Annotated in this window: 27 protein-coding genes; 24 read left to right on the top strand and 3 right to left on the bottom strand. The window is 42.5% G+C overall.

Annotated elements, in window-relative coordinates:
- Window positions 1–20: 20 nt before the first annotated feature.
- The gene (locus BY447_RS00215; RefSeq protein WP_097097502.1) at window positions 21–734 is read right to left on the bottom strand and encodes an XRE family transcriptional regulator; all 714 of its coding nucleotides are present in this window, start codon (window positions 732–734) and stop codon (window positions 21–23) included.
- A gap of 93 nt (window positions 735–827) precedes the next feature.
- On the opposite strand from BY447_RS00215, the gene BY447_RS00220 reads away from it, so the two are divergent.
- From BY447_RS00220 to BY447_RS23220, 16 genes are all read left to right on the top strand, one after another.
- Window positions 828–1,043, top strand: coding sequence for a transcriptional regulator (locus BY447_RS00220; protein ID WP_097097501.1), 216 nt, complete (start codon window positions 828–830; stop codon window positions 1,041–1,043).
- A gap of 262 nt (window positions 1,044–1,305) precedes the next feature.
- A complete protein-coding gene (locus tag BY447_RS00225; protein ID WP_097097500.1) occupies window positions 1,306–1,590 on the top strand; it encodes a CII family transcriptional regulator in 285 nt (94 codons plus the stop codon).
- A 281-nt stretch (window positions 1,591–1,871) separates the two neighbouring features.
- Complete coding sequence (locus tag BY447_RS23090) at window positions 1,872–2,945, top strand: hypothetical protein (protein WP_141400261.1); 1,074 nt, start codon at window positions 1,872–1,874, stop codon at window positions 2,943–2,945.
- On the top strand, window positions 2,942–3,631 hold the full coding sequence (locus BY447_RS00230) for a replication protein P (protein ID WP_097097499.1): 690 nt from the start codon (window positions 2,942–2,944) through the stop codon (window positions 3,629–3,631). The genes BY447_RS23090 and BY447_RS00230 overlap by 4 nt, the downstream gene beginning before the upstream one ends.
- Before the next feature lie 60 nt (window positions 3,632–3,691).
- The gene (locus BY447_RS00235) at window positions 3,692–4,945 is read left to right on the top strand and encodes a DNA-methyltransferase (RefSeq protein WP_097097498.1); all 1,254 of its coding nucleotides are present in this window, start codon (window positions 3,692–3,694) and stop codon (window positions 4,943–4,945) included.
- A complete protein-coding gene (locus tag BY447_RS00240) occupies window positions 4,945–5,400 on the top strand; it encodes a hypothetical protein (protein WP_097097497.1) in 456 nt (151 codons plus the stop codon). Before BY447_RS00235 ends, BY447_RS00240 begins: the two co-directional genes overlap by 1 nt.
- Window positions 5,401–5,402: 2 nt before the next feature.
- A complete protein-coding gene (locus tag BY447_RS00245; RefSeq protein WP_320204502.1) occupies window positions 5,403–5,852 on the top strand; it encodes a hypothetical protein in 450 nt (149 codons plus the stop codon).
- A gap of 341 nt (window positions 5,853–6,193) precedes the next feature.
- The gene (locus tag BY447_RS23095; RefSeq protein ID WP_097097494.1) at window positions 6,194–6,394 is read left to right on the top strand and encodes a hypothetical protein; all 201 of its coding nucleotides are present in this window, start codon (window positions 6,194–6,196) and stop codon (window positions 6,392–6,394) included.
- A 77-nt stretch (window positions 6,395–6,471) separates the two neighbouring features.
- A complete protein-coding gene (locus tag BY447_RS00255) occupies window positions 6,472–7,071 on the top strand; it encodes a recombination protein NinG (protein WP_097097493.1) in 600 nt (199 codons plus the stop codon).
- Window positions 7,068–7,703: an antitermination protein gene (locus BY447_RS00260; RefSeq protein WP_097097492.1), complete on the top strand. Its 636-nt coding sequence runs from the start codon at window positions 7,068–7,070 to the stop codon at window positions 7,701–7,703. The genes BY447_RS00255 and BY447_RS00260 overlap by 4 nt, the downstream gene beginning before the upstream one ends.
- A gap of 517 nt (window positions 7,704–8,220) precedes the next feature.
- Window positions 8,221–8,616, top strand: a complete 396-nt coding sequence (locus BY447_RS00265; RefSeq protein WP_097097491.1) for a tellurite resistance TerB family protein — start codon at window positions 8,221–8,223, stop codon at window positions 8,614–8,616.
- Window positions 8,617–8,760: 144 nt separating this feature from the next.
- Window positions 8,761–9,168, top strand: a complete 408-nt coding sequence (locus BY447_RS00270; RefSeq protein WP_097097490.1) for a helix-turn-helix domain-containing protein — start codon at window positions 8,761–8,763, stop codon at window positions 9,166–9,168.
- A gap of 178 nt (window positions 9,169–9,346) precedes the next feature.
- Window positions 9,347–9,781, top strand: a complete 435-nt coding sequence (locus BY447_RS00275) for a tellurite resistance TerB family protein (protein WP_097097489.1) — start codon at window positions 9,347–9,349, stop codon at window positions 9,779–9,781.
- 169 nt (window positions 9,782–9,950) lie between these two features.
- Entirely contained in the window at window positions 9,951–10,334 is a 384-nt protein-coding gene (locus BY447_RS00280) for a hypothetical protein (protein WP_141400260.1), read from the top strand.
- A gap of 76 nt (window positions 10,335–10,410) precedes the next feature.
- The gene (locus tag BY447_RS00285; RefSeq protein ID WP_097097487.1) at window positions 10,411–10,803 is read left to right on the top strand and encodes a hypothetical protein; all 393 of its coding nucleotides are present in this window, start codon (window positions 10,411–10,413) and stop codon (window positions 10,801–10,803) included.
- 9 nt (window positions 10,804–10,812) lie between these two features.
- Window positions 10,813–10,998 carry a hypothetical protein gene (locus BY447_RS23220; RefSeq protein ID WP_097097486.1) on the top strand — a complete coding sequence of 62 codons (186 nt, stop codon included), beginning with the start codon at window positions 10,813–10,815 and terminating at the stop codon, window positions 10,996–10,998.
- On the opposite strand, the gene BY447_RS23100 is transcribed toward BY447_RS23220, so the two are convergent.
- A complete protein-coding gene (locus tag BY447_RS23100) occupies window positions 10,978–11,289 on the bottom strand; it encodes a helix-turn-helix transcriptional regulator (RefSeq protein ID WP_141400259.1) in 312 nt (103 codons plus the stop codon). The genes BY447_RS23220 and BY447_RS23100 overlap by 21 nt on opposite strands.
- Before the next feature lie 60 nt (window positions 11,290–11,349).
- Window positions 11,350–11,658, bottom strand: coding sequence for a HigA family addiction module antitoxin (locus BY447_RS00295; RefSeq protein WP_097097485.1), 309 nt, complete (start codon window positions 11,656–11,658; stop codon window positions 11,350–11,352).
- A 151-nt stretch (window positions 11,659–11,809) separates the two neighbouring features.
- Between BY447_RS00295 and BY447_RS00300 the strand changes: the two genes are divergently transcribed.
- From BY447_RS00300 to BY447_RS00325, 8 genes are all read left to right on the top strand, one after another.
- On the top strand, window positions 11,810–12,295 hold the full coding sequence (locus BY447_RS00300) for a hypothetical protein (protein WP_097097484.1): 486 nt from the start codon (window positions 11,810–11,812) through the stop codon (window positions 12,293–12,295).
- 19 nt (window positions 12,296–12,314) lie between these two features.
- On the top strand, window positions 12,315–13,772 hold the full coding sequence (locus BY447_RS00305) for a glycosyltransferase family 2 protein (RefSeq protein WP_097097483.1): 1,458 nt from the start codon (window positions 12,315–12,317) through the stop codon (window positions 13,770–13,772).
- Window positions 13,757–14,368 (top strand): hypothetical protein, encoded by a 612-nt coding sequence (locus BY447_RS00310; RefSeq protein ID WP_097097482.1) that lies wholly within the window; start codon window positions 13,757–13,759, stop codon window positions 14,366–14,368. The genes BY447_RS00305 and BY447_RS00310 overlap by 16 nt, the downstream gene beginning before the upstream one ends.
- The gene (locus BY447_RS00315) at window positions 14,356–14,661 is read left to right on the top strand and encodes an HNH endonuclease signature motif containing protein (protein ID WP_097097481.1); all 306 of its coding nucleotides are present in this window, start codon (window positions 14,356–14,358) and stop codon (window positions 14,659–14,661) included. Before BY447_RS00310 ends, BY447_RS00315 begins: the two co-directional genes overlap by 13 nt.
- 67 nt (window positions 14,662–14,728) lie before the next feature.
- Complete coding sequence (locus tag BY447_RS23105; RefSeq protein ID WP_141400258.1) at window positions 14,729–16,495, top strand: hypothetical protein; 1,767 nt, start codon at window positions 14,729–14,731, stop codon at window positions 16,493–16,495.
- 15 nt (window positions 16,496–16,510) lie between these two features.
- On the top strand, window positions 16,511–16,744 hold the full coding sequence (locus BY447_RS23110) for a hypothetical protein (protein ID WP_141400257.1): 234 nt from the start codon (window positions 16,511–16,513) through the stop codon (window positions 16,742–16,744).
- A gap of 48 nt (window positions 16,745–16,792) precedes the next feature.
- Window positions 16,793–16,972, top strand: coding sequence for a hypothetical protein (locus tag BY447_RS00320; protein WP_097097480.1), 180 nt, complete (start codon window positions 16,793–16,795; stop codon window positions 16,970–16,972).
- A 271-nt stretch (window positions 16,973–17,243) separates the two neighbouring features.
- Window positions 17,244–17,828, top strand: coding sequence for a Rha family transcriptional regulator (locus BY447_RS00325; RefSeq protein ID WP_097097479.1), 585 nt, complete (start codon window positions 17,244–17,246; stop codon window positions 17,826–17,828).
- The last annotated feature ends 4 nt before the right edge of the window (window positions 17,829–17,832 follow it).

Below are 17,832 nucleotides of genomic sequence, written 5' to 3' on the forward strand. Positions count from 1 at the left end.
TAACATATTGAGTTTGAAGGTTATAAGGTACGTTGCGCGAAAATTATACGCCCTAAGATAGTAAGGTCGTTCATGGCTATTTTTTCTTCAGGATATGAAGCAGCATTGAAGGTTTTCATGGTCAGTTCAGCCGGACCAGAGCGATAAAGAGTCCGAATGCGTTTCCAGTCACTTTGATCAAGAACATAAATCTTACCATCAATAACCTTGTGGTCATTAACATTAACGATAACTTTTGAACCCTCCGGTAACACCGGATCCATGCTGTCACCTTTAACGACAAAAGCAATCAAATCAGCCTGGGACGCGTCAGCGAGAGAGCCTTTCAAGTCTTCGAGATTTATCTCCATTGTTGGGCCTGAATACTCAGTAAAAGGAAAGGGCAGTGATGAAAAAGCGCTTTCAATATCAGGGAGAAGAGGGATAACTAACTGATTGTCTTTCTCACGAATAACGACTGAAGAGCCTTCCGAAATTTTCCTGTTCGCTTGTCCTGACGGGTATGAATTTGATGGCACGCCATCATCAAGATATTGCTCACCATTACCCGTAAGTAACCATTCTGCACGGACTCCAAGCGATTGAGCAATCTCAACAATTCGTTTACTTGATTTAGCATGGCCTGAAACAATTTTGTAAACTGTTCCCTGCGTAACTCCAACTCGACGCGCCAATTCCCCTTGTGAGAGTCCTCTCTCAATCAACATGGCCCTTAAGCGGTCAGCAAGTGACATATCAGTTTCACCTCTTTATTTCCAGATGTTGAAAAACAACGACCTGGAGAGTTATCATTTGCATTTCAACGAATACTGAGGTATTTAAAACCAGTGAATGACATCATTCGGTTTGCTATCAAGCAGTATGGCAGCCAAAAGAAACTGGCGGTTGCTTGCGGTGTCACGCAAGGGGCTGTCTGGAAGTGGTTACACGGTTACAACGCGATTTCACCTGAACATGTCAACGCGGTTTCTCGTGCGACAAATGGTCACTTTCAGCCCCACCAGATCCGCCCTGATTTACCCGAACTGTTTCCTCGACCTTAGTGAAACAGTTCAATGCTCTTTAACAATCAGCATCATTTGAAAAGCGATTACTTTCGTATTCGCTCAGATTTCGCGCATTCTAGCGCAAAAAAAGTGAATACAGGATGGTGGTTCCTATCGTTATCGGAGGCGATGTCTATTACATAAGCGTCCTTCTGTGAATCTTTTGTAACAAAAGTAAAACCTGAGTAGTTTTCTTATCACAAGGGACCGCTTTCTGTATTCGCACACATACCAATGACAAGAACTAGGAGATTACCCAATGAGAGATACACAGATTCACACGGCTTTAAAGATTGAATCTACTCTCGTAAACGCCATAAACGTTCATGGAACAGAGACAATCGCGAAAGCTATAGGGATCGACCGCTCTCAGATTTCTCGTTGGAAGAAAACGCACATCCCAAAGTTTGCGCGGTTTCTCGCCTTTATTGGGTACGGGGTTGAGGATGATGATTTGAGAAGACTGGCGAAGGAGGTCGCTGAATTGTTGATAAAAGAGATGCGGTCATATCCTGAGGGTTCTGATCGCAAAGAGACAAACTAAACAGCAAAAACATCGATCACACTTTCTTTAAATCTTCAAGAAAATCAGAAGGCTATCTGCCGAAAACCTTCTGTTTCTCTTTACACACTGATCATCTGAATCCACATAAAAAAAGGTTCACCATGCGGAGGCGAACCTTTTAGCTGAATATCAGAGGTGAACATTATGAATCCTGATTCTTCACGCCGGAATTGTACCATCAAAAGTCTCATAAAACGCGCAATTTTAAGCAGTACAAATCATAAGGTTATTTTCTCAAATCAACTTGTGGGAGACGTGTCATGAAGCCACGTTTCACACTCTATGATTTTTCTGACATAACCAAACCACAAGGGAACAAAGTGATAAATCAGAAACAGGGACATTTCTCGCTGTTTCGAAGCCTTTTCTTAAGTGAATGGTCTCACGATCCATTCAAGCTTGCCGTTTGGGTCAGATTGCTTTCTGAGGCCGCATTTCGTCAAAGAACTGTCGAGTTTCGAGGTGTGGCCTGGACCCTGAATCCTGGTGAATTGGTGACGACTTGCAGAATCATCGGATCTCACATCCTTGATTCGAATAAGAAACCGATCAACAAACGGCAAGTTTTACGGATCCTAAAGTTCTTTGAACGCGAAAATATGATCCAATTGAACAGTCATCCATCAGCTTTAGTCGTTTTTATTATCAACTACTGTGATTATCAGACGATCACTTTATCTGAAAAGGAAGGTACACCCACCGGCACACGTCCGGGTATACATGACGGTCCACCCGGCGGTACACCTCCAACATCCGAAAAATGCAGTATTGATGCGGGGTTATGGGTAATTAGTGATAATGCCTTCGGTACACCCAACGGTACTCCTAAAGGTACACCACACGGTACACCTGACAGTTCACAGAACAATACTGATACTAATACTGATCTAAAAAAGATCTCTTCGTCTCGGACAAAAAACATTGGATCCAGGAAAGGATCCCGATCTACCATTCTGGCTGAAAGGGCTGTTAGTTCGCCCTCTGGCAAATTTTGGGGAACATCGGAGGATCTACGTCTTGCCCAATGGATATTTTCGCTTGTCAGTGTTATTGACGGTTCAGCAAAAGAACCCAGCTGGGCTTCATGGTCAAATGACATTCGACTTCTGAGGGAATCAAAAAATTGCACGCATAGGAGTATCGCCGAAACTTTCAAATGGGCGAATTGTGATGGATTCTGGCAAACGAATGTGTTAAGTCCTTATAAGCTTCGTCGGCATTGGGAGAATATATTTCCTAAAAGTCAGCAAGCGAAACAAAAAACATCAACCACCAGAGTTCAAAACGAACTTGATTTTGATAATTCTGACTGGGCTGAAGGACTCACATTATGAAGCAAATCGCGCAAGCCATAAAGAATCGTGATGCGCTGCAACTTTCATTAATTGCACAATCTAAACCTTATAAAAAATCTGAACAGATCCCGAAAAAGGCCATTGAGGTTTTCAACGATTTATTCAAACAGCTCAGGGCAACATTTCCCGCGATGATGTCGATGATCAAAGATCAGGAAATGTTAGATGAATTGCGCCGTCAGTGGGTTAAAGCTATCGCTGAAAATGAAATCTATCATTCTGACCAGATTGAAGCCGGAATGAGAATGGCCAGGAAACATGAAAAACCGTTCCTTCCTTCTCCTGGTGAATTTATCTCATGGTGTAAATCTGAATCAGCAAATCTTTATGGCCTTCCATCGGCATCAGATTTATATGATTTGGTGATGACATTCAGAGGACGTCGATTTCAATTTGCCAAACCTGAGGAATATCCCTGGAAATCTAATGCTGAATATTGGCTTGTAACAGCGGTTAGTTCAAAAATGTCATCTGGTCATCTGACTGTTAACGAAGCGCACAAAGTTTGTGAGCATGAAATAAAAAAGCTCACGAAAAAAATTGATAACGGTTTTTCCATTCCCGAGCCTGTTCCTCAGGTACAAAAAAATGTTATTGCTTCCTCGCCAGAGGTTGCAAAACAACACATCGCTAAAATCAGAGCAATGTTAAAAGCCAGTCACTAACGAAAAGGGGGATTCATTTCCCCTCTATTCCCTCTGTACCTTCCAACAAAGTGACCTCTAATGAAATTGAACCTGCTTAATGGGGATTGTCTCGATATTCTGAAAACTATCGATTCTGATTCCATTGACAGTATTGTGACGGATCCTCCCTATGGGCTTAGTAAAACTCCAGATATGTTTGAAGTGCTAAAGCGGTGGTTAGAAGGAGATGATTATTTTCATCGTGGTAATGGTTTCATGGGTAAAGCGTGGGATAGTTTTGTACCTGGTCCCGTTATCTGGAAAGAATGTCTGAGAGTGCTTAAACCTGGTGGACATCTGCTGTCTTTTTTTGGTAGCAGAACCTATGACTTAGGCGTTACCGCTATCAGGCTTGCTGGTTTTGACATTCGTGATCAGATTATGTGGATCTATGGCAGTGGGTTCCCTAAGTCTCTTGATGTCAGCAAATCTATTGATAAATTGGCTGGAGCGCAAAGAAAAGTTATCGGTCAGGAATATAATTTTGGGGTGACAAAATCCAGTGATGGAAAACTTGCTTTTGGTGATTATGCTGGCTCTTGGGATCTGTCATTACCAGCCACTGATGAGGCTATCAAATGGGATGGATGGGGAACGGGTCTGAAACCAGCTCATGAACCGATTTGTATGGCAAGAAAACCTTTCACAGGTAATCTTGTTGATAATGTCCTGAAGCATGATACAGGCGCGATAAACATCAATGCCTGTCGCGTTGAACCAACGAATGATAACGTGAGCGGGCGATGGCCTGCAAATCTATGTCATGATGGAAGCTATGATGTGCTCAGCCTGTTTCCACAAACAAAGTCCAGTAACAAACGATCTGCTGAAGGTCGTGACAAAGTTGTACAGGGTACAACTTGGTTAATGAATAATCATCAAAGCTGCGAATACGATGATTCAGGAAGTGCCTCACGATACTTCTACTGCCCAAAAGCTAGCAAATCAGACAGGAATGAAGGTGTCACATCCGCTTATGTATCTAATGCTGAAATGACTGGCAGGAAAGAGAATTCAGCAGGTCTTGAGAGTCCTCGCGCCGGAGCCGGTCGAAAATCAGGTGGCCTGAATTTTCATCCTACTGTGAAACCAACAGATTTGATGTCATGGCTTTGTAAGTTGGTCACACCTGAGAACGGGACAATTCTCGATCCTTTTATGGGAAGTGGTTCAACTGGGAAGGCAGCTGTCATCAATAACTTTAACTTTGTCGGAATCGAAATCGACAAAGATTATTTTGAAATAGCGCAACAGCGCATACATTTTAAAAATGATTGCTGTAAGGAGGGGTAATGAATATCCCGCCTCAGGGGATCCGTTTAACTAGCCAAAATTTTATTACTGTTTCTGAATCCATTTCTGAAGATCTGCGAAGAGGGCGATCCTTTCGTCTTAGACTTGAACCGTGGTCAGAACGGCGAACATTATCACAAAATGCTTTATTTCACCTCTGGATGAAAGAGCTGAGTGATTTCTTAATCAAACGTGGTCGCTCACAATGCTCACCGGAATGGTGCAAAGATGCTATGAAATTCACATTTCTTGGATTTGAGACAAATACTTATACCGATGTCAAAACAGGCGCTCAGATTGAGAGGGAATCGTTACGAATGACCTCTAAGCTTAGAGCTTCTGAAATGCATCATTTCATGACGCAAGTTCAGAGCTGGTCACTTGATATTGGGTGCTTTCTCAAAGTTCCAGCGACCTCAGAATTTTTTGAGTTATCACGAAAACAAGAGGAATGACGATGTCTGGAGGTGATGAAAAGATTGTAAGTTTTGTTCAGCGATATGACGTGAATCATGACATCAATGAAATGAAAAATTTTGTTGAGGCTGATAAGCCTAATGAGTCCAGGTTCTGCCCTCATACAAATATCCTCGTTGATGAATTTAACCGGTCAATTCGCTGTCGTCTCTGTGGGCAGGCTATGGACAGTTTTGATTACCTCCTTTCGCTTGCCAAAAAAGAAACCAAATTGGATTGGGAATTGAGGAGGCTGAGGTCGGAAATCAAAAAATCTCGAGAGAACCTTCAAAACTTACAGCGTGAAGAGGTCAATACGCGCGCCAGAGTCAAAACCGCTCAGTTCAGATTAAATGATGTCAATCTTGCTCTTCATGAGGCTGGTGAAACGCTGATAAAGATAAAGGGGTATCATGGATCACGAAAATCAGTTAATGGCAAAGGAGGTTGAGGAAATAATCACCAAATTTCTCAATCAATTCGAGAAAGGGACAATAGATGATATTTATACTAATTGCCGGAATGCGATTCCGTTTTTTTTGGTAAAAGATGTCATCTTTCAGATGTTCAAACAACACAAGCTTCGAAGACGTAGGGGGCTAAAGGACACGACTGAATATCGGCTGACATCTATGTTTCCCGATTTTGGCTGTTCATACCGACCACGAAAGCCATATTCACCCAAAAAAAAGGATGAAAAGAAAAGTAAAAAAAGACCTGTCACTGAATCCTGTCGCGACAATTCAGTCGTTTATCATTTCGATCAATTGCTAAGGAAAACGAGGTTGTAAAATGAAAAAGTCATGGTTTCAGCATTACCCGATGAATGAAATTGAGGCCAATTCATTGATCAGGGATTATAAAATGCGTGGCGTTTCAGCTGAAAAAACATTGACAGCAGACCCACGATTTTATGTTGTCAGTGCCTTTTTACCTGTTTCGCAATACATCCCGCGCTCAAATAAATCCTATATCAATTCGTTCTGGCAATAATCCGTTCAACTTAAGCCAGTTTAAAAACTGGCTTTTCCTCAGCGTCGATTGTAAACCTTCTAACAGAGAGTTTTATAATGGCGAAACCAAAAGAAAAAAACTGTCCAGTTTGTAATTCCCTTTTTGTTCCCTGGCTTTCGACTCAACACGTTTGCGGAAATTACAAATGCGCTCTCGAATGGAATCGACGACAGGAAGAGCGTTATCAGCACCGCCAGGAAAGAAAAAGACTACGCTCACAAATTCATCCCAAACAAAAAGAGTGGGGCGATTATAATCGCGAGGCCCAAAACGCCTTTAACAGATATATTCGTATTCGTGATGCAGGGTTGCCCTGCCATGCTTGCGGTATACAACTCAACGACAATGACCCTAATAAATCTGGTGAGTTCGTAGATGCCAGCCATTTTCGTTCTCGTGCGAGAGCTGCACAGCTAAGGTTCAATACGTTTAACTGTGTTACGTGTTGCTGGCACTGCAACAGAACACTTTCAGGCAACATTCAAAATTTACGAAAAGGGCTGATCTCCCGCTTTGGTTTATCAATTGTCATCAGACTCGAATGTGACAATCAATTTCACCATCATTCGATTTCTTATCTGATTCGGATTATCGATATATTTACCCGCCGTGCGGATCATCTTCTAAAGCTCAGGGCAAGAAAGGAACTAAGATGAATCTTGAAAAAACAGTTCGTTTCCATTTTCCAAAATCCTCACCAATTTCACCCGTGTCACCTTCAACTGACGAAAACACACTCAGAACTCCTGAGGTAATGGCTGCGCTAGGATTTGCTCAGGCTGAAGCCGGATTTGGCATGTCTGCTTTTTTTGGGAAGATGGGTATCAGTCAGAACGATAAGAATAGGGCAGTCACGTTTCTGATGAAAATGACTCGTTCTCGTCTCATGAAAGTGCGGATGACACTTGACCTTTCAGGGCGGCAACGAGCCAGAATGATCTACCTGATTTCACTTTTCGCTTATGAGGATTACACCCGTTCCGCTGCATCACCTGAACATCGTTGTAAGAGCTGTAACGGTCGTGGATTCATCCGGGACGTCGAGCAGATCGCCGCAACTGGCCAGAGAGTGATGAAAAAATGCAGTCGGTGTAATGGCCTCGGTTTTAAACGTGTGAAAGCCAGCGCATTGTTTAAAGCGCTTAAGGCCATCATTCCTGAGCTTTCACAGCCCACGTTTTCACGTCACATAAAACCAATCTTTGAGGAGTTGATTCAGGTGTGTTTTAGTGAAGAAAATCGAGCTAATAACGCCTTAAAAAAAGTTTCTCATCAAAAAAGTTATTAAAGAGTGCGAAAATTACTTTCGTCAACTTGAATGATTGAATAAAACTGCATAAGCTGAGCGCAGAGAGTCAAAAAACCGCCAGATGCTTTCTGATTCAACCTCCTTTGTGTCTGTGGCTCTCTCATACTCCCGGCCTTCCTTTGTGAATCCTGATGGTTGATTCCAGGTGTTCTGCGTTCACTATCAGCTATTGTGGTTCATAACGGGAGGTTGGGGAGACGCGGTCAAAAAGAGGGCGATCAGTCCTGACCGCCCTAAGTAAAGCAAATTGGAATCCATCTTTAGACGCCGATGACAGCAGTCGGCGACAAAGAGTTTACGTTTGCTCCTTCCGAAAACGTATTAAATTGAGCTATTTCTTATTATTCGCATTAACTGGAAAATTGATTAAATTTCAATCCGGTTCTTTTTTAATCATCTGTTAATTGCAAAAATGCAAGTATCTAGTTCTTCCGTCCTCGTTAGAATTAGCTCACACCCCATCGTTTTTATAATAATTTTAGTGTGAGAAATCCTTATGGAACTGACTAAAAATCAAGAGTTCGCCTTTGCTTCAATTGCAAGTATGTCACTGATTTCTTTTACCAATGGTGAACCAACAGAAAGCGAGCTTGAAGAAATATACATCCAGATTCATGAGTGTGAACGTCTTCAAAATGATATTGATTTTTCGCTTGTTGCGCTCGATGAATGTCGTGAGCGATTAGAAATAAACTTTCAAGATGGTCACGATGCAATTCTTGACGATATTCGTGAATTGAAACTAGGTCATGATGAATCCGTTGAAATCATGAACATGACGTTAAATGTTGTAAAGAGCAATAGTGAAATTCCTCCCGAAAAAATGGACACTTTGAGTGAAATTTGTCAGGCGATGAATCTCTATAGTGACGAATTCAATTTTGCAATTTAACAATAACAATGAAATACCCTCATGAGCGACATTTGCAAGCTTAACCCGGCCGCAAGGCTGGGTCTTTTTTTCACTCAGTTCGGTTGGTTGCGGGGAGCAATTATGTTTACAATGCCGCCTTCATAACAGCGTCGGTGATGTAAAATGCGATACCCTGTCGATGTCATGCCTTGTTCTTGTGGCTTTCTCGCTTTCTGTCCTCTCATTCCAGAGGCTGAAGGTCATGGCGAAACGCGTGAATCTGCGATTCAAGCGTGTCATGATGCGGTGATTGCCTCATTTGAAACGTTCTTCAACCAACGCCAGATGATCCCGTTACCCAACGAATCCGGGGCGGATTTCATTGAGATAGCCTCAAGCGTGGTGGCCAAATTGCTTTTGCTCAACGCAGTCCTTGAGCATGGGATTTCAAACACAGAACTCGCAAACCGGCTCGGATTATCCCGACAGGAAATCTCACGCATTTTCAATTTAAACCACACAACTAAAATTGACACTATTCAGAAGGCTTTGGCAGTATTAGACAGGCAGCTTCTTTTAATCATTTTGTGACATCATCCCTCTGCGTTTTTATTTACGAGCCTGAACATAATGTTCAGGCTTTTTTTTTACCTCGCTTTGCCCAAGCGATTCTAAATCAGAGAGCCTTTCAAGGGTGAGTCAGGTGGGTTCGCCTGTCTCTCTCTGTGGGTGTTCTCCTGGGCACTGGCTCACCCTCAAAAGGAATGACATGTTTAATTTTTTAAAAAAACGCGCTCGTCGCGTAACCAGTGACATCAACAAATTCGATAAACGCGATCTTGCTCAGGCTGTTGTTAATGCGGCCTGGCTGGTGGCTTATGCTGACGGAAGTTGTGACCCCCTTGAACGTGCCAAAATCGACCAGGTTCTGAAAACGAATCCAGTCCTGTATAATTTCACAAGCGAGCTTGCTGAAATTTCAGGGAAAATCATTAATCTTCTTGAGACAGATTTCAAAATTGGTCGTCGTGCTGCATTACGTGAAATCGAAGATGTGAAAGGGGATCAGCGCGAGGCTGAAGATGTGCTGGATGTCGCTGTGGCCATAGCCGGTGCTGATGGTGAGATCGAGAAATCAGAACTCAAAGTTCTCGAACAGATTGCGCTTATCTTAGGGTTGCGTCTGGAGAACCATCTGGAATGAATCAGTATCCGAAGAATCTCTATTTTACCGGATTTATCGCTTTTTTCCTCGTCTTTCACTTGCTCGGACAAATTGGATCAGTTTTCTCTGATGTCGTCCTCCTTGTTGCGCTTTACATCATGATGAAAGACCGACAGTCATAAGGTGATTTATGTCCACTGAGATAACCGTGAACGAGCTGATCGCACGGATTAAGGTGATGTATCTGGCTGTCTTCGCAAATGGCGAGTTTGATGAACAGCTTAAAGAGACTCTTAATAACGAATTCGAAGAGCTGTCCCTTTGCGATGATGCACGATTTATGTCTCGCAAATTGGCGCAAAGGATTAAAGCTGAATTCGAACGCGATTTTCATGGCACGATAGATCAGATCTTTATCTCACTTGAGCCTTTGTCCGCACGTCCAGAGTGTGGCCATTTATTGCTCATGCTTTATCTGTCTATGGTAGAACGAGACAGCGAAATGACTGACGCTGAGGAGGTTTTAGGAATGGAGCTTGCTGAGACGTTGAATCTTGATATCGATTATTATCTGACAAATCGCACAGACTAAGCATTTTTTTCAGTTTTGCGAAGTATCGTTTGTATCCTAATCCATAAGTAATTAAATGACTACCTAAGGAGACGTGATGCAACAAACTGAGGAAACGCTTTCTGTTGAAGATAAAGATTTGCTTTATGGTATTGTCCTTATCGACACGATTTATTTGATCGCCTTTGCTGAATCACGTCCGACGTTGCGACAGATTCAGCTGATCAAAAAGATTCGTGCTGAAGAACCTATCTTACAAAACAGCAAAATGATTAACGACATCATTTCGCTGTCACTCGAAGACAAGCTAAAAAATGATTACTTTCGGACTTCAAAGAACATTCTTGAAAATCTGAATACAATCATTAATGATTTTGAACGATGTGAAAAAGTTCTCGATTATGCGCAACTTATTGCGATGGCTGGAGACGAAATCACACCGACTGTTCAGAACCTTCTTGATCGGATTAGTGATGCGCTTTATTTGTGAGGGTAGGCCATGAATTTAAGTCATAAAAAAAAGCTCGTCATGGTGCGTGATGAACTTTTAAAAGCGAAGGGTTTCCTGGAGACCGGAAACCCTGAGAAGGCAAAGTTGAGTGTCATTTCTGCTTTGTGCTTTGTTGATATGATTTACACAAAAGAATCAACAGAAAAAAAAGATTCAGCCGAAACGATCAGGTAACGGTATAGTCATTAAGTCTGTTTTGTGGCGGCTGGGATAACTTGTCTCAAACGCCACAATACTTAGGTCATAATTGATTTGTAACTTAAGCCAAAAACTTGCATCGTCTTTAAAATACCAGGCTAAACGCTCACATAAATCAAAAGGGATAGCGCGTTTCATCTCAATGACTTCAATAATTGTTGAATCGCAATATTTTATAATAGTACCAAAATCCAAAACAGATATATGACGATCTCTCAATCTGCATTTGAGAATCAGTCCAGGATGGGGATGAAGTTTTTCAGCCATAAAAAGTAACTCCTCTCAATGAATCGAAGTTACTTTAGCTATTTTACGAATTGTTACCTGTCATTCTGAGCTATCCTGGAACCGTTCTGGCAAAGGGTATATCGGGACGTTCTCAGCTGTTTCAGTGCGTCTTGCTCTGGAAATATCATGCCTGGCCTGCATTTCTAGTAATGCTTCAGGCGTTGAACTGATTGCCTTTGCAATTTTGATAGCAAGAACAGGCGTTAATGCAGATTTGCGTTTCAACAATCTGTGAATCAACACAGGGGATTCACCGATATCGAAAGCTAACCTGTTCTGTGAAACATTCAGGATGTTGAGAAGACGCTTAATTTCCTCTCCAGGATGTGGCGTTAATATTCTCACCATTTCAAATCCTTAGGTATTGACGGGAGTATAAATCTTAGTGTTTCCTCTCTTTAAGTCGTGTCAATGTGTGCGAATGTGTATCTCGATTCTTGAAGTCGTTTAAGCGCTCTGATATTCCTAAAGACTTCAACCTAAGTAGAGATAAAAGTTAATGTCTGACACGTTAAAATACGACCTGGTTATTCATCATTTAGAAAACGGTAACACTAAGCTGAATACGCCTCTTCACTGGTCAGAATATGACTCTAAAGGCGAGATTATCAATGCTGGCGTAAATGGCTATACAGAATTTCCTATTCCGCTGCCATCACGGATCATGGTCAAAGGCAACCCAAAACGTTCAGTTGGAAAGGTCGGAATCAAATCAATTCTTCGTTCTGATTGCGATGAACGTGAAATGGTTATGTTTGAAACTCTCGACACTAACAAACCTTTGTCACCTGAACATGAAGAACTATTTGACCGCTTAAAAGCTGTCATGAATGATTTTGCACCCGATGACGGTCAGTTTATCCTCAACCTGCATTTCTTGCCTGATGACCCGACTGATGAAACGGAATGTGTTGATACAGATGAAGGTGAGCAGGAATTAGCGGCTTTACTTGCACTTTTACATTTTATGACTAAACCTCATTAACCCTTGCTCAGGATTAAAAATGGATGTTGTCATTAATGGTGTTCAATATTCACCAACAAAACGCGTTGATTCTAAAATCGGTATCGCTATAACGACTCATAATCGGCCAGACACGTTAATCAAAGCGTTAGAAAATCATCTAAACTTTCTTCCGGCTGGCGCGAAAATTGTCGTGATAGATGATGGTTCAGCAGTGCCGGCGACCGTACCTGAAGGAGTTCATCTTGTCAGGTTTCCTCATTCACGCGGGATTGTTGCCGCTAAGAATGCGAGTCTGAAAGCGCTAATAGATGCAGGTTGTGAAGAGCTGTTCCTGTTTGATGATGACGCATGGCCGATTTCACCATCATGGGAACAGCCATATATTCGTTCGCCAGAACCGCACCTTTCCTATCAGTTTTTGGATCTTGCCATAAATATCAAGATTCGGGATATTGCTGTTTTATTCAGCGACAAGCAACACATTGCATACACCGGACAGCGTGGTGTGATGTTGTATTACCATGTTTCAGCGATCAAACAGGTTGGTGGTTTTGACCCGATTTATGAGCGTGGAATGTATGAACATGCTGACTTAGCGCTTCGCATTTATCATTCAGGCTTAACCAGCTGGGCCTTTGCTGATGTTGTCGGGTCAAATCGTCTGATTTACTCGCTGGATGAACATCTGAATGTTAAGCGCTCCGTTAACCGCGCAGAGCGAGAGCAACAAGTCAGAAAGAATGTTGGTATATACAACCTTCGTATGAAGACCGAGTATTGCGATTTTGTACCGCTCTCTGAAGGTTCAAACGTTGTTTTGACCACGTTTTTCACCGCAAATCCTGACCCGCAGCGGAATAAACGTTTGGAGCCTAACCCTGTATTACTGGACGCATGGTCTAGTTCAATTCAGGGAGCCACACCCATTGTTCTCGCTGACCAGCTCAAATCCGCTCCAAAGGAGGCCAGCCTTCATCGCGTCCCTGAATCGAATATCAATGTCTATTTTTTGCGATGGTTGCGGGTTTGGGAATATCTCAGAGACCATCCAGACATTGAGAATGTTTGGGTCACGGATGGGACGGACGTAGTCATGCTCCATGAACCCTGGACCAAAATGATCCCAGGGAAAATCTACGTCGGTTCAGAACCGAAAACTTATGCTGATGACTGGGCAAAAACTCATCATCCCGAACGGATTTATCAGGAATTCATTTCCATTCATCAGGATGATGTCATGCTTAATGCAGGTTTATTAGGCGGTTCGAGAGAGGATGTAATGATGTTCGCTCATTCAATTCTTCGAATTTATTCCAAAGTCGAATCTGAGAATTTTTGGGATAAACGCAAAAAGCCCTTTGCGATGGGTGACATGATCGCTTTCGGCATAGTCGGATATCGTCACAGGGATCGACTGATAACAGGTCCACTTGTTCATACAGTCTTTAAGACGAATGGCACAGGAAAGGAATACGCGTTTTGGCAGCACAAGTGAAATTTTGTGTAGTGGGCCATCATTCTCGTGAAGTGCTCGCAAAACGGCTTTCAGAACGGCTCGATGCAACGTTATTCATTGACCCAGGCAAGAACGGCAGTAACTGGAACCATCGTCGGGCGCTCGAATGGGCCTCGACTCAGAAAGAACGAGTGATTGTCCTTGAGGATGACGCTTTAATTGTTGAAGGCTTTGATGGCCTGGTGAGTTCATGGCTCGACCGATTTCCTGACAATATTCTGAGTTTTTATCTCGGTACTGGCAGACCCCCACAACGACAGATAGAAATCGCGCTGCGCTTAATTGATGCTGATAAACATCAGCTTGATTATGTTATGTTCGGAAAATTGCTTCATGGTGTCTGCTATTCGATTCCTCGCCATTTCCTGCCGCGAATTCTGGAAGGTTGGGATGAGCGCCTGGGCGCGGATTATGCAATCAGTGCAAACTATAAGGGAAGGGTGATTTACCCTGTCTTTTCACTAGTTGATCACGCTGATAGTGACATTGTTGAAAAACATCCTGATAAGGCTAAGCGCCTGGAACGCCGTAAAGCGTGGCGACTATACAGAAATGAGGGAACATGGCCAGACTGAGCACGTTGAAACCACGTCTTTCAAACCTCAATCCTCATCGCCTCAAAACGCTCAAAGTTGCTGATAAGAGGATAACCGGCGTCACGCTTCAACAACGGCGTCTTAAGATGTGGAAAGCCGATCCTCGATGCGCGATTTGCGGCAAATTGACAGAATATCCTCATGGTTTCGAGCTGGACCATATAACACCGCTTTATCTTGGCGGAGAGGACATTTTAGAAAATACCCAAATACTTTGTTGTGGTCCCGATGGATGCCATAAGAAAAAAACAAAGTCTGACTTTAAACGTTGAATTTGCTGAACTGATGAATGATCAATCATTCATCATTTGAGTCAATTCTGACAAGTAAGGGTTTGCGATGATTACAAGTCCTCAATCATCATTGCTCGGTGGCCCATCAGTTAATTCAGGCTATATTCCTCCGAGCACATGTGAGGTGTCAGGAGAAGACGGCAAAGCCATAGTAATTCAGCCTCAACCCGATCTTTCTGATATCGATTTACTGTTAAGCCGTCTTGATTCCCGCGTTGTTTATTCAGGTCCACCACATTTGTTTTGGAATCAAAACGGGATTCTGCAAACCTCAAACATAAACGAATGGCCAGTTGAATATCAGAATGGGGTTGCAATAGGTCGCAGCTTCCCGGAACCTCAAACGACTAACTATCTTCCGAATTGCCGTGCAATTGCGCTTTCGAATAATGTAAAGGCCAGTGCTGATTTTGATTTGATAGTCGGTGAAACAAGCGCCCCTGATGGTGGTGCGATGTGCCTCATTCCAGTTGCTTCAGCGTTTTATCTGATTTCACAAGATATTGGAGGCGTTGATCTGATTCCTGGAACACCTTACACCCTGTCTACTGAATGGAATAGACTTGTTTTTCCTGTAACACCAACAGCAAACAGTGTTGTTCGGATTTGGATTGGTCGCAACATTAATGATGCTTCAGGGAACACATTTGTATTTATTGAACCGTCTTCGGCACTGAATATCGGTGATTATGTTTTTTCCTGGTTTGCAAAAGCTGGAGATGAAGTCACTTTCCCCGCTGGATGTGGGATGATTGAGAACAGCAATTATCCTTACGCAACATCTCCGATAATCACTGAGGACGCTAATCAGGGAATTCGCACAGAATCATCAGTATCCATTGCTCAGGTTGGTGATTCGCAAAGTATTGTTATTGTTTATGATGATTTATCTCTTGAGGTCTCTCCTTTCAACGGTGCTGATTCAGTTTCCCTTCCATTCGCTACTTTTAATTGGGGTGAACGATACATTACACGGATAAAGTATCTGTCTAATGTTCCTGATTTATCACCCATAGACTTGACAGCCGAAACGCTCGATTCGAGGGTTAGTTATTCAGGCCCATCACACACTTATGTTGACTCATTCTCAGCTCTTGCAACATCGAATGAGAATGAATGGCCTCTTGAATATCAAGATAGTGTTGCAATTGGACGGCACGAACCTGAGGGGCAAACTATAAATTATGCTCCTGATACTGTGGCGCTTGATATTGCGCCGCCTGGAAATTCAGCAACATGGATGTATTCTCAAGGTTCAACTATTACCTATGGTGCTATTGAGACAAGTCAGTTCAATATCATAAACACTGAAACACCTAAAATTTTTATTAATGTATATAACGAATCCGAGGCTCGATTTTTCTTCTCTCCAGATGTGAATCCAGGGACTGATTCCACCTGGCAACGAAACATTTTAACATTTGAAAATACGATTGAATCAACACTTCGCTTTTATACTCAGCGTGAAGGTGCTACGAGCTATCTTTATCAGCATTGTCCAGGTGTTCCAGTCGGGAGTTTTGTTGCTTCAGTCTTTCGGCGGCTTACTGATACTAATATGCAATCAGAAGCGCCGCAGCTTGAGATAGGTACTTTCCCGACATCTCCAATTTTCAATGACAGAAACGAGCAAAATACCCGTTTAGCCTCTTCTGTGACTGTAAAGAATCCAGGTGGTGCTAAGAACATCGTCCTTCACTTCTCGGATGGAACACGCTCAACAGTTCCGTTCGTTAGTGATATAGCGACTTTACCTCTGGCCTCTCAAGCATGGGCGACACGTTATATCACTCAAATCACATTCAGTAATTAACTGATAAGAGGATTTATGTCTGATTTGGTTAACCTAACTCAGGACGCTATTCAGATAACAGATGGCTCCAACGGTGCTCATATTTCAATTATCAGCGGTCAGATGTTATACGCTGATTCAGCTGATAGCTCAGCCTGGCATACTCTAATGGGAACAGTTTTAGAGATTCGCCCACCCGTTGTTACCTATATGAAAGCGAAGGCTTTAGGTGGTGTTCAGATGGTAGTAACAACATGGAGTGAATCATAGTTCACTTGTTTTTTACTTATCTTTTAATTCTACAACCGAGGTTTAAAAATGGAAATGCAACAACGATCAATCCTGGCTATTGCAAGTAATGCTGGGGATGCAATGGAAGAAGCGCTCAAAAATCCTTTCTTAGTCCCACTGAAAAACAATAAGTCAGTAGTTGTAATTGGGAAAGACAAGTTCGATGAATTACAAAATCTTGCTAAATCAAAGAATGATGAAGAATAGTGACTGAAGGTTGATATGGGAAAATGTGTCTTATAATCAAGAGCTTATATTGAATTGAGTTTGCAGTTATTTCTCACCGAAATAAAAAAATTCTATCTTTGATTCTTTGGGGGGGGGTATGAAAAAAAATAGAAATGCAAGCTTTTTTAAACCTCGCCCCCAGTCACTTAAATTTTTTTTTTGGTTTATGGGGTGATCTACCGTTCACTATAGCCGGTAGATCATTTACTAATCAATCCTCTCAAGAGGCTGTCACACAGAGGAGGGTGATATGACACAAAAAACAGTTTTCCTTCCCGCTGTAGAGCTTGTCACGATGACAAGTCTTGAGCTGGTGGATTTCATCAATGATGTTCGCGCCAGTAAAGCTCAGCTTGAAGGATTGCCTTTCCCCTGCAAGAAATTTTCGAAACTCAGTCACCGTAATTTCACGGCTAAAGTCCCGAAGGTACTGGGAGGAACATGTGCTAAATTTTTAGCAGATGTTCCTTTCACAACAGGCCAGGGAGCTGTAAATACACGTAAAATCTACAAATTCCCGCGTCGAGAAGCCTGTTTAATGGCGATGTCATACGATTATGACGCCCAAGCTAAGGTTTTCGACCGAATGGACGAGCTTGAGGGGCGTGTTAATGTCAATTTAATGGACTTTTCAAAGTTCAAAGACATGACCGTTTCTCAGATGCAAGACAGAGTCACTCAGGCTGAACGTTTTTCATTTGAGGAACATGGCCAGAGGGGAAGCGGATTGATGACGCAAAGAAAGAAAGAAAAAAGGATGATCGCCAGTGCGATTGATGTTGTCGGAAAAATCTCACAACTTGAACTCCCAGGTTTCGATCTTGAGGTTGTATAAAGTT

This window comes from Pantoea sp. JKS000250 (genome assembly GCF_003201065.1).
Lineage (GTDB): Bacteria > Pseudomonadota > Gammaproteobacteria > Enterobacterales > Enterobacteriaceae > Pantoea > Pantoea vagans.

Excerpts from the sequence above, each read along its gene's own strand:
- BY447_RS00235 (WP_097097498.1), top strand. The coding sequence starts at position 3,692 with ATGAAATTGAACCTGCTTAATGGGGATTGTCTCGATATTCTGAAAACT.
- BY447_RS00225 (WP_097097500.1), top strand. The coding sequence starts at position 1,306 with ATGAGAGATACACAGATTCACACGGCTTTAAAGATTGAATCTACTCTC.
- BY447_RS00305 (WP_097097483.1), top strand. The coding sequence starts at position 12,315 with ATGGATGTTGTCATTAATGGTGTTCAATATTCACCAACAAAACGCGTT.
- BY447_RS00230 (WP_097097499.1), top strand. The coding sequence starts at position 2,942 with ATGAAGCAAATCGCGCAAGCCATAAAGAATCGTGATGCGCTGCAACTT.
- BY447_RS00240 (WP_097097497.1), top strand. The coding sequence starts at position 4,945 with ATGAATATCCCGCCTCAGGGGATCCGTTTAACTAGCCAAAATTTTATT.
- BY447_RS00295 (WP_097097485.1), bottom strand. The coding sequence starts at position 11,658 with ATGGTGAGAATATTAACGCCACATCCTGGAGAGGAAATTAAGCGTCTT.
- BY447_RS00255 (WP_097097493.1), top strand. The coding sequence starts at position 6,472 with ATGGCGAAACCAAAAGAAAAAAACTGTCCAGTTTGTAATTCCCTTTTT.
- BY447_RS00285 (WP_097097487.1), top strand. The coding sequence starts at position 10,411 with ATGCAACAAACTGAGGAAACGCTTTCTGTTGAAGATAAAGATTTGCTT.
- BY447_RS00215 (WP_097097502.1), bottom strand. The coding sequence starts at position 734 with ATGTCACTTGCTGACCGCTTAAGGGCCATGTTGATTGAGAGAGGACTC.
- BY447_RS23105 (WP_141400258.1), top strand. The coding sequence starts at position 14,729 with ATGATTACAAGTCCTCAATCATCATTGCTCGGTGGCCCATCAGTTAAT.
- BY447_RS00320 (WP_097097480.1), top strand. The coding sequence starts at position 16,793 with ATGGAAATGCAACAACGATCAATCCTGGCTATTGCAAGTAATGCTGGG.
- BY447_RS00270 (WP_097097490.1), top strand. The coding sequence starts at position 8,761 with ATGCGATACCCTGTCGATGTCATGCCTTGTTCTTGTGGCTTTCTCGCT.
- BY447_RS00245 (WP_320204502.1), top strand. The coding sequence starts at position 5,403 with ATGTCTGGAGGTGATGAAAAGATTGTAAGTTTTGTTCAGCGATATGAC.
- BY447_RS00325 (WP_097097479.1), top strand. The coding sequence starts at position 17,244 with ATGACACAAAAAACAGTTTTCCTTCCCGCTGTAGAGCTTGTCACGATG.
- BY447_RS23110 (WP_141400257.1), top strand. The coding sequence starts at position 16,511 with ATGTCTGATTTGGTTAACCTAACTCAGGACGCTATTCAGATAACAGAT.
- BY447_RS00260 (WP_097097492.1), top strand. The coding sequence starts at position 7,068 with ATGAATCTTGAAAAAACAGTTCGTTTCCATTTTCCAAAATCCTCACCA.
- BY447_RS23090 (WP_141400261.1), top strand. The coding sequence starts at position 1,872 with ATGAAGCCACGTTTCACACTCTATGATTTTTCTGACATAACCAAACCA.
- BY447_RS00300 (WP_097097484.1), top strand. The coding sequence starts at position 11,810 with ATGTCTGACACGTTAAAATACGACCTGGTTATTCATCATTTAGAAAAC.
- BY447_RS00275 (WP_097097489.1), top strand. The coding sequence starts at position 9,347 with ATGTTTAATTTTTTAAAAAAACGCGCTCGTCGCGTAACCAGTGACATC.
- BY447_RS00315 (WP_097097481.1), top strand. The coding sequence starts at position 14,356 with ATGGCCAGACTGAGCACGTTGAAACCACGTCTTTCAAACCTCAATCCT.
- BY447_RS23220 (WP_097097486.1), top strand. The coding sequence starts at position 10,813 with ATGAATTTAAGTCATAAAAAAAAGCTCGTCATGGTGCGTGATGAACTT.
- BY447_RS00265 (WP_097097491.1), top strand. The coding sequence starts at position 8,221 with ATGGAACTGACTAAAAATCAAGAGTTCGCCTTTGCTTCAATTGCAAGT.
- BY447_RS23095 (WP_097097494.1), top strand. The coding sequence starts at position 6,194 with ATGAAAAAGTCATGGTTTCAGCATTACCCGATGAATGAAATTGAGGCC.
- BY447_RS23100 (WP_141400259.1), bottom strand. The coding sequence starts at position 11,289 with ATGGCTGAAAAACTTCATCCCCATCCTGGACTGATTCTCAAATGCAGA.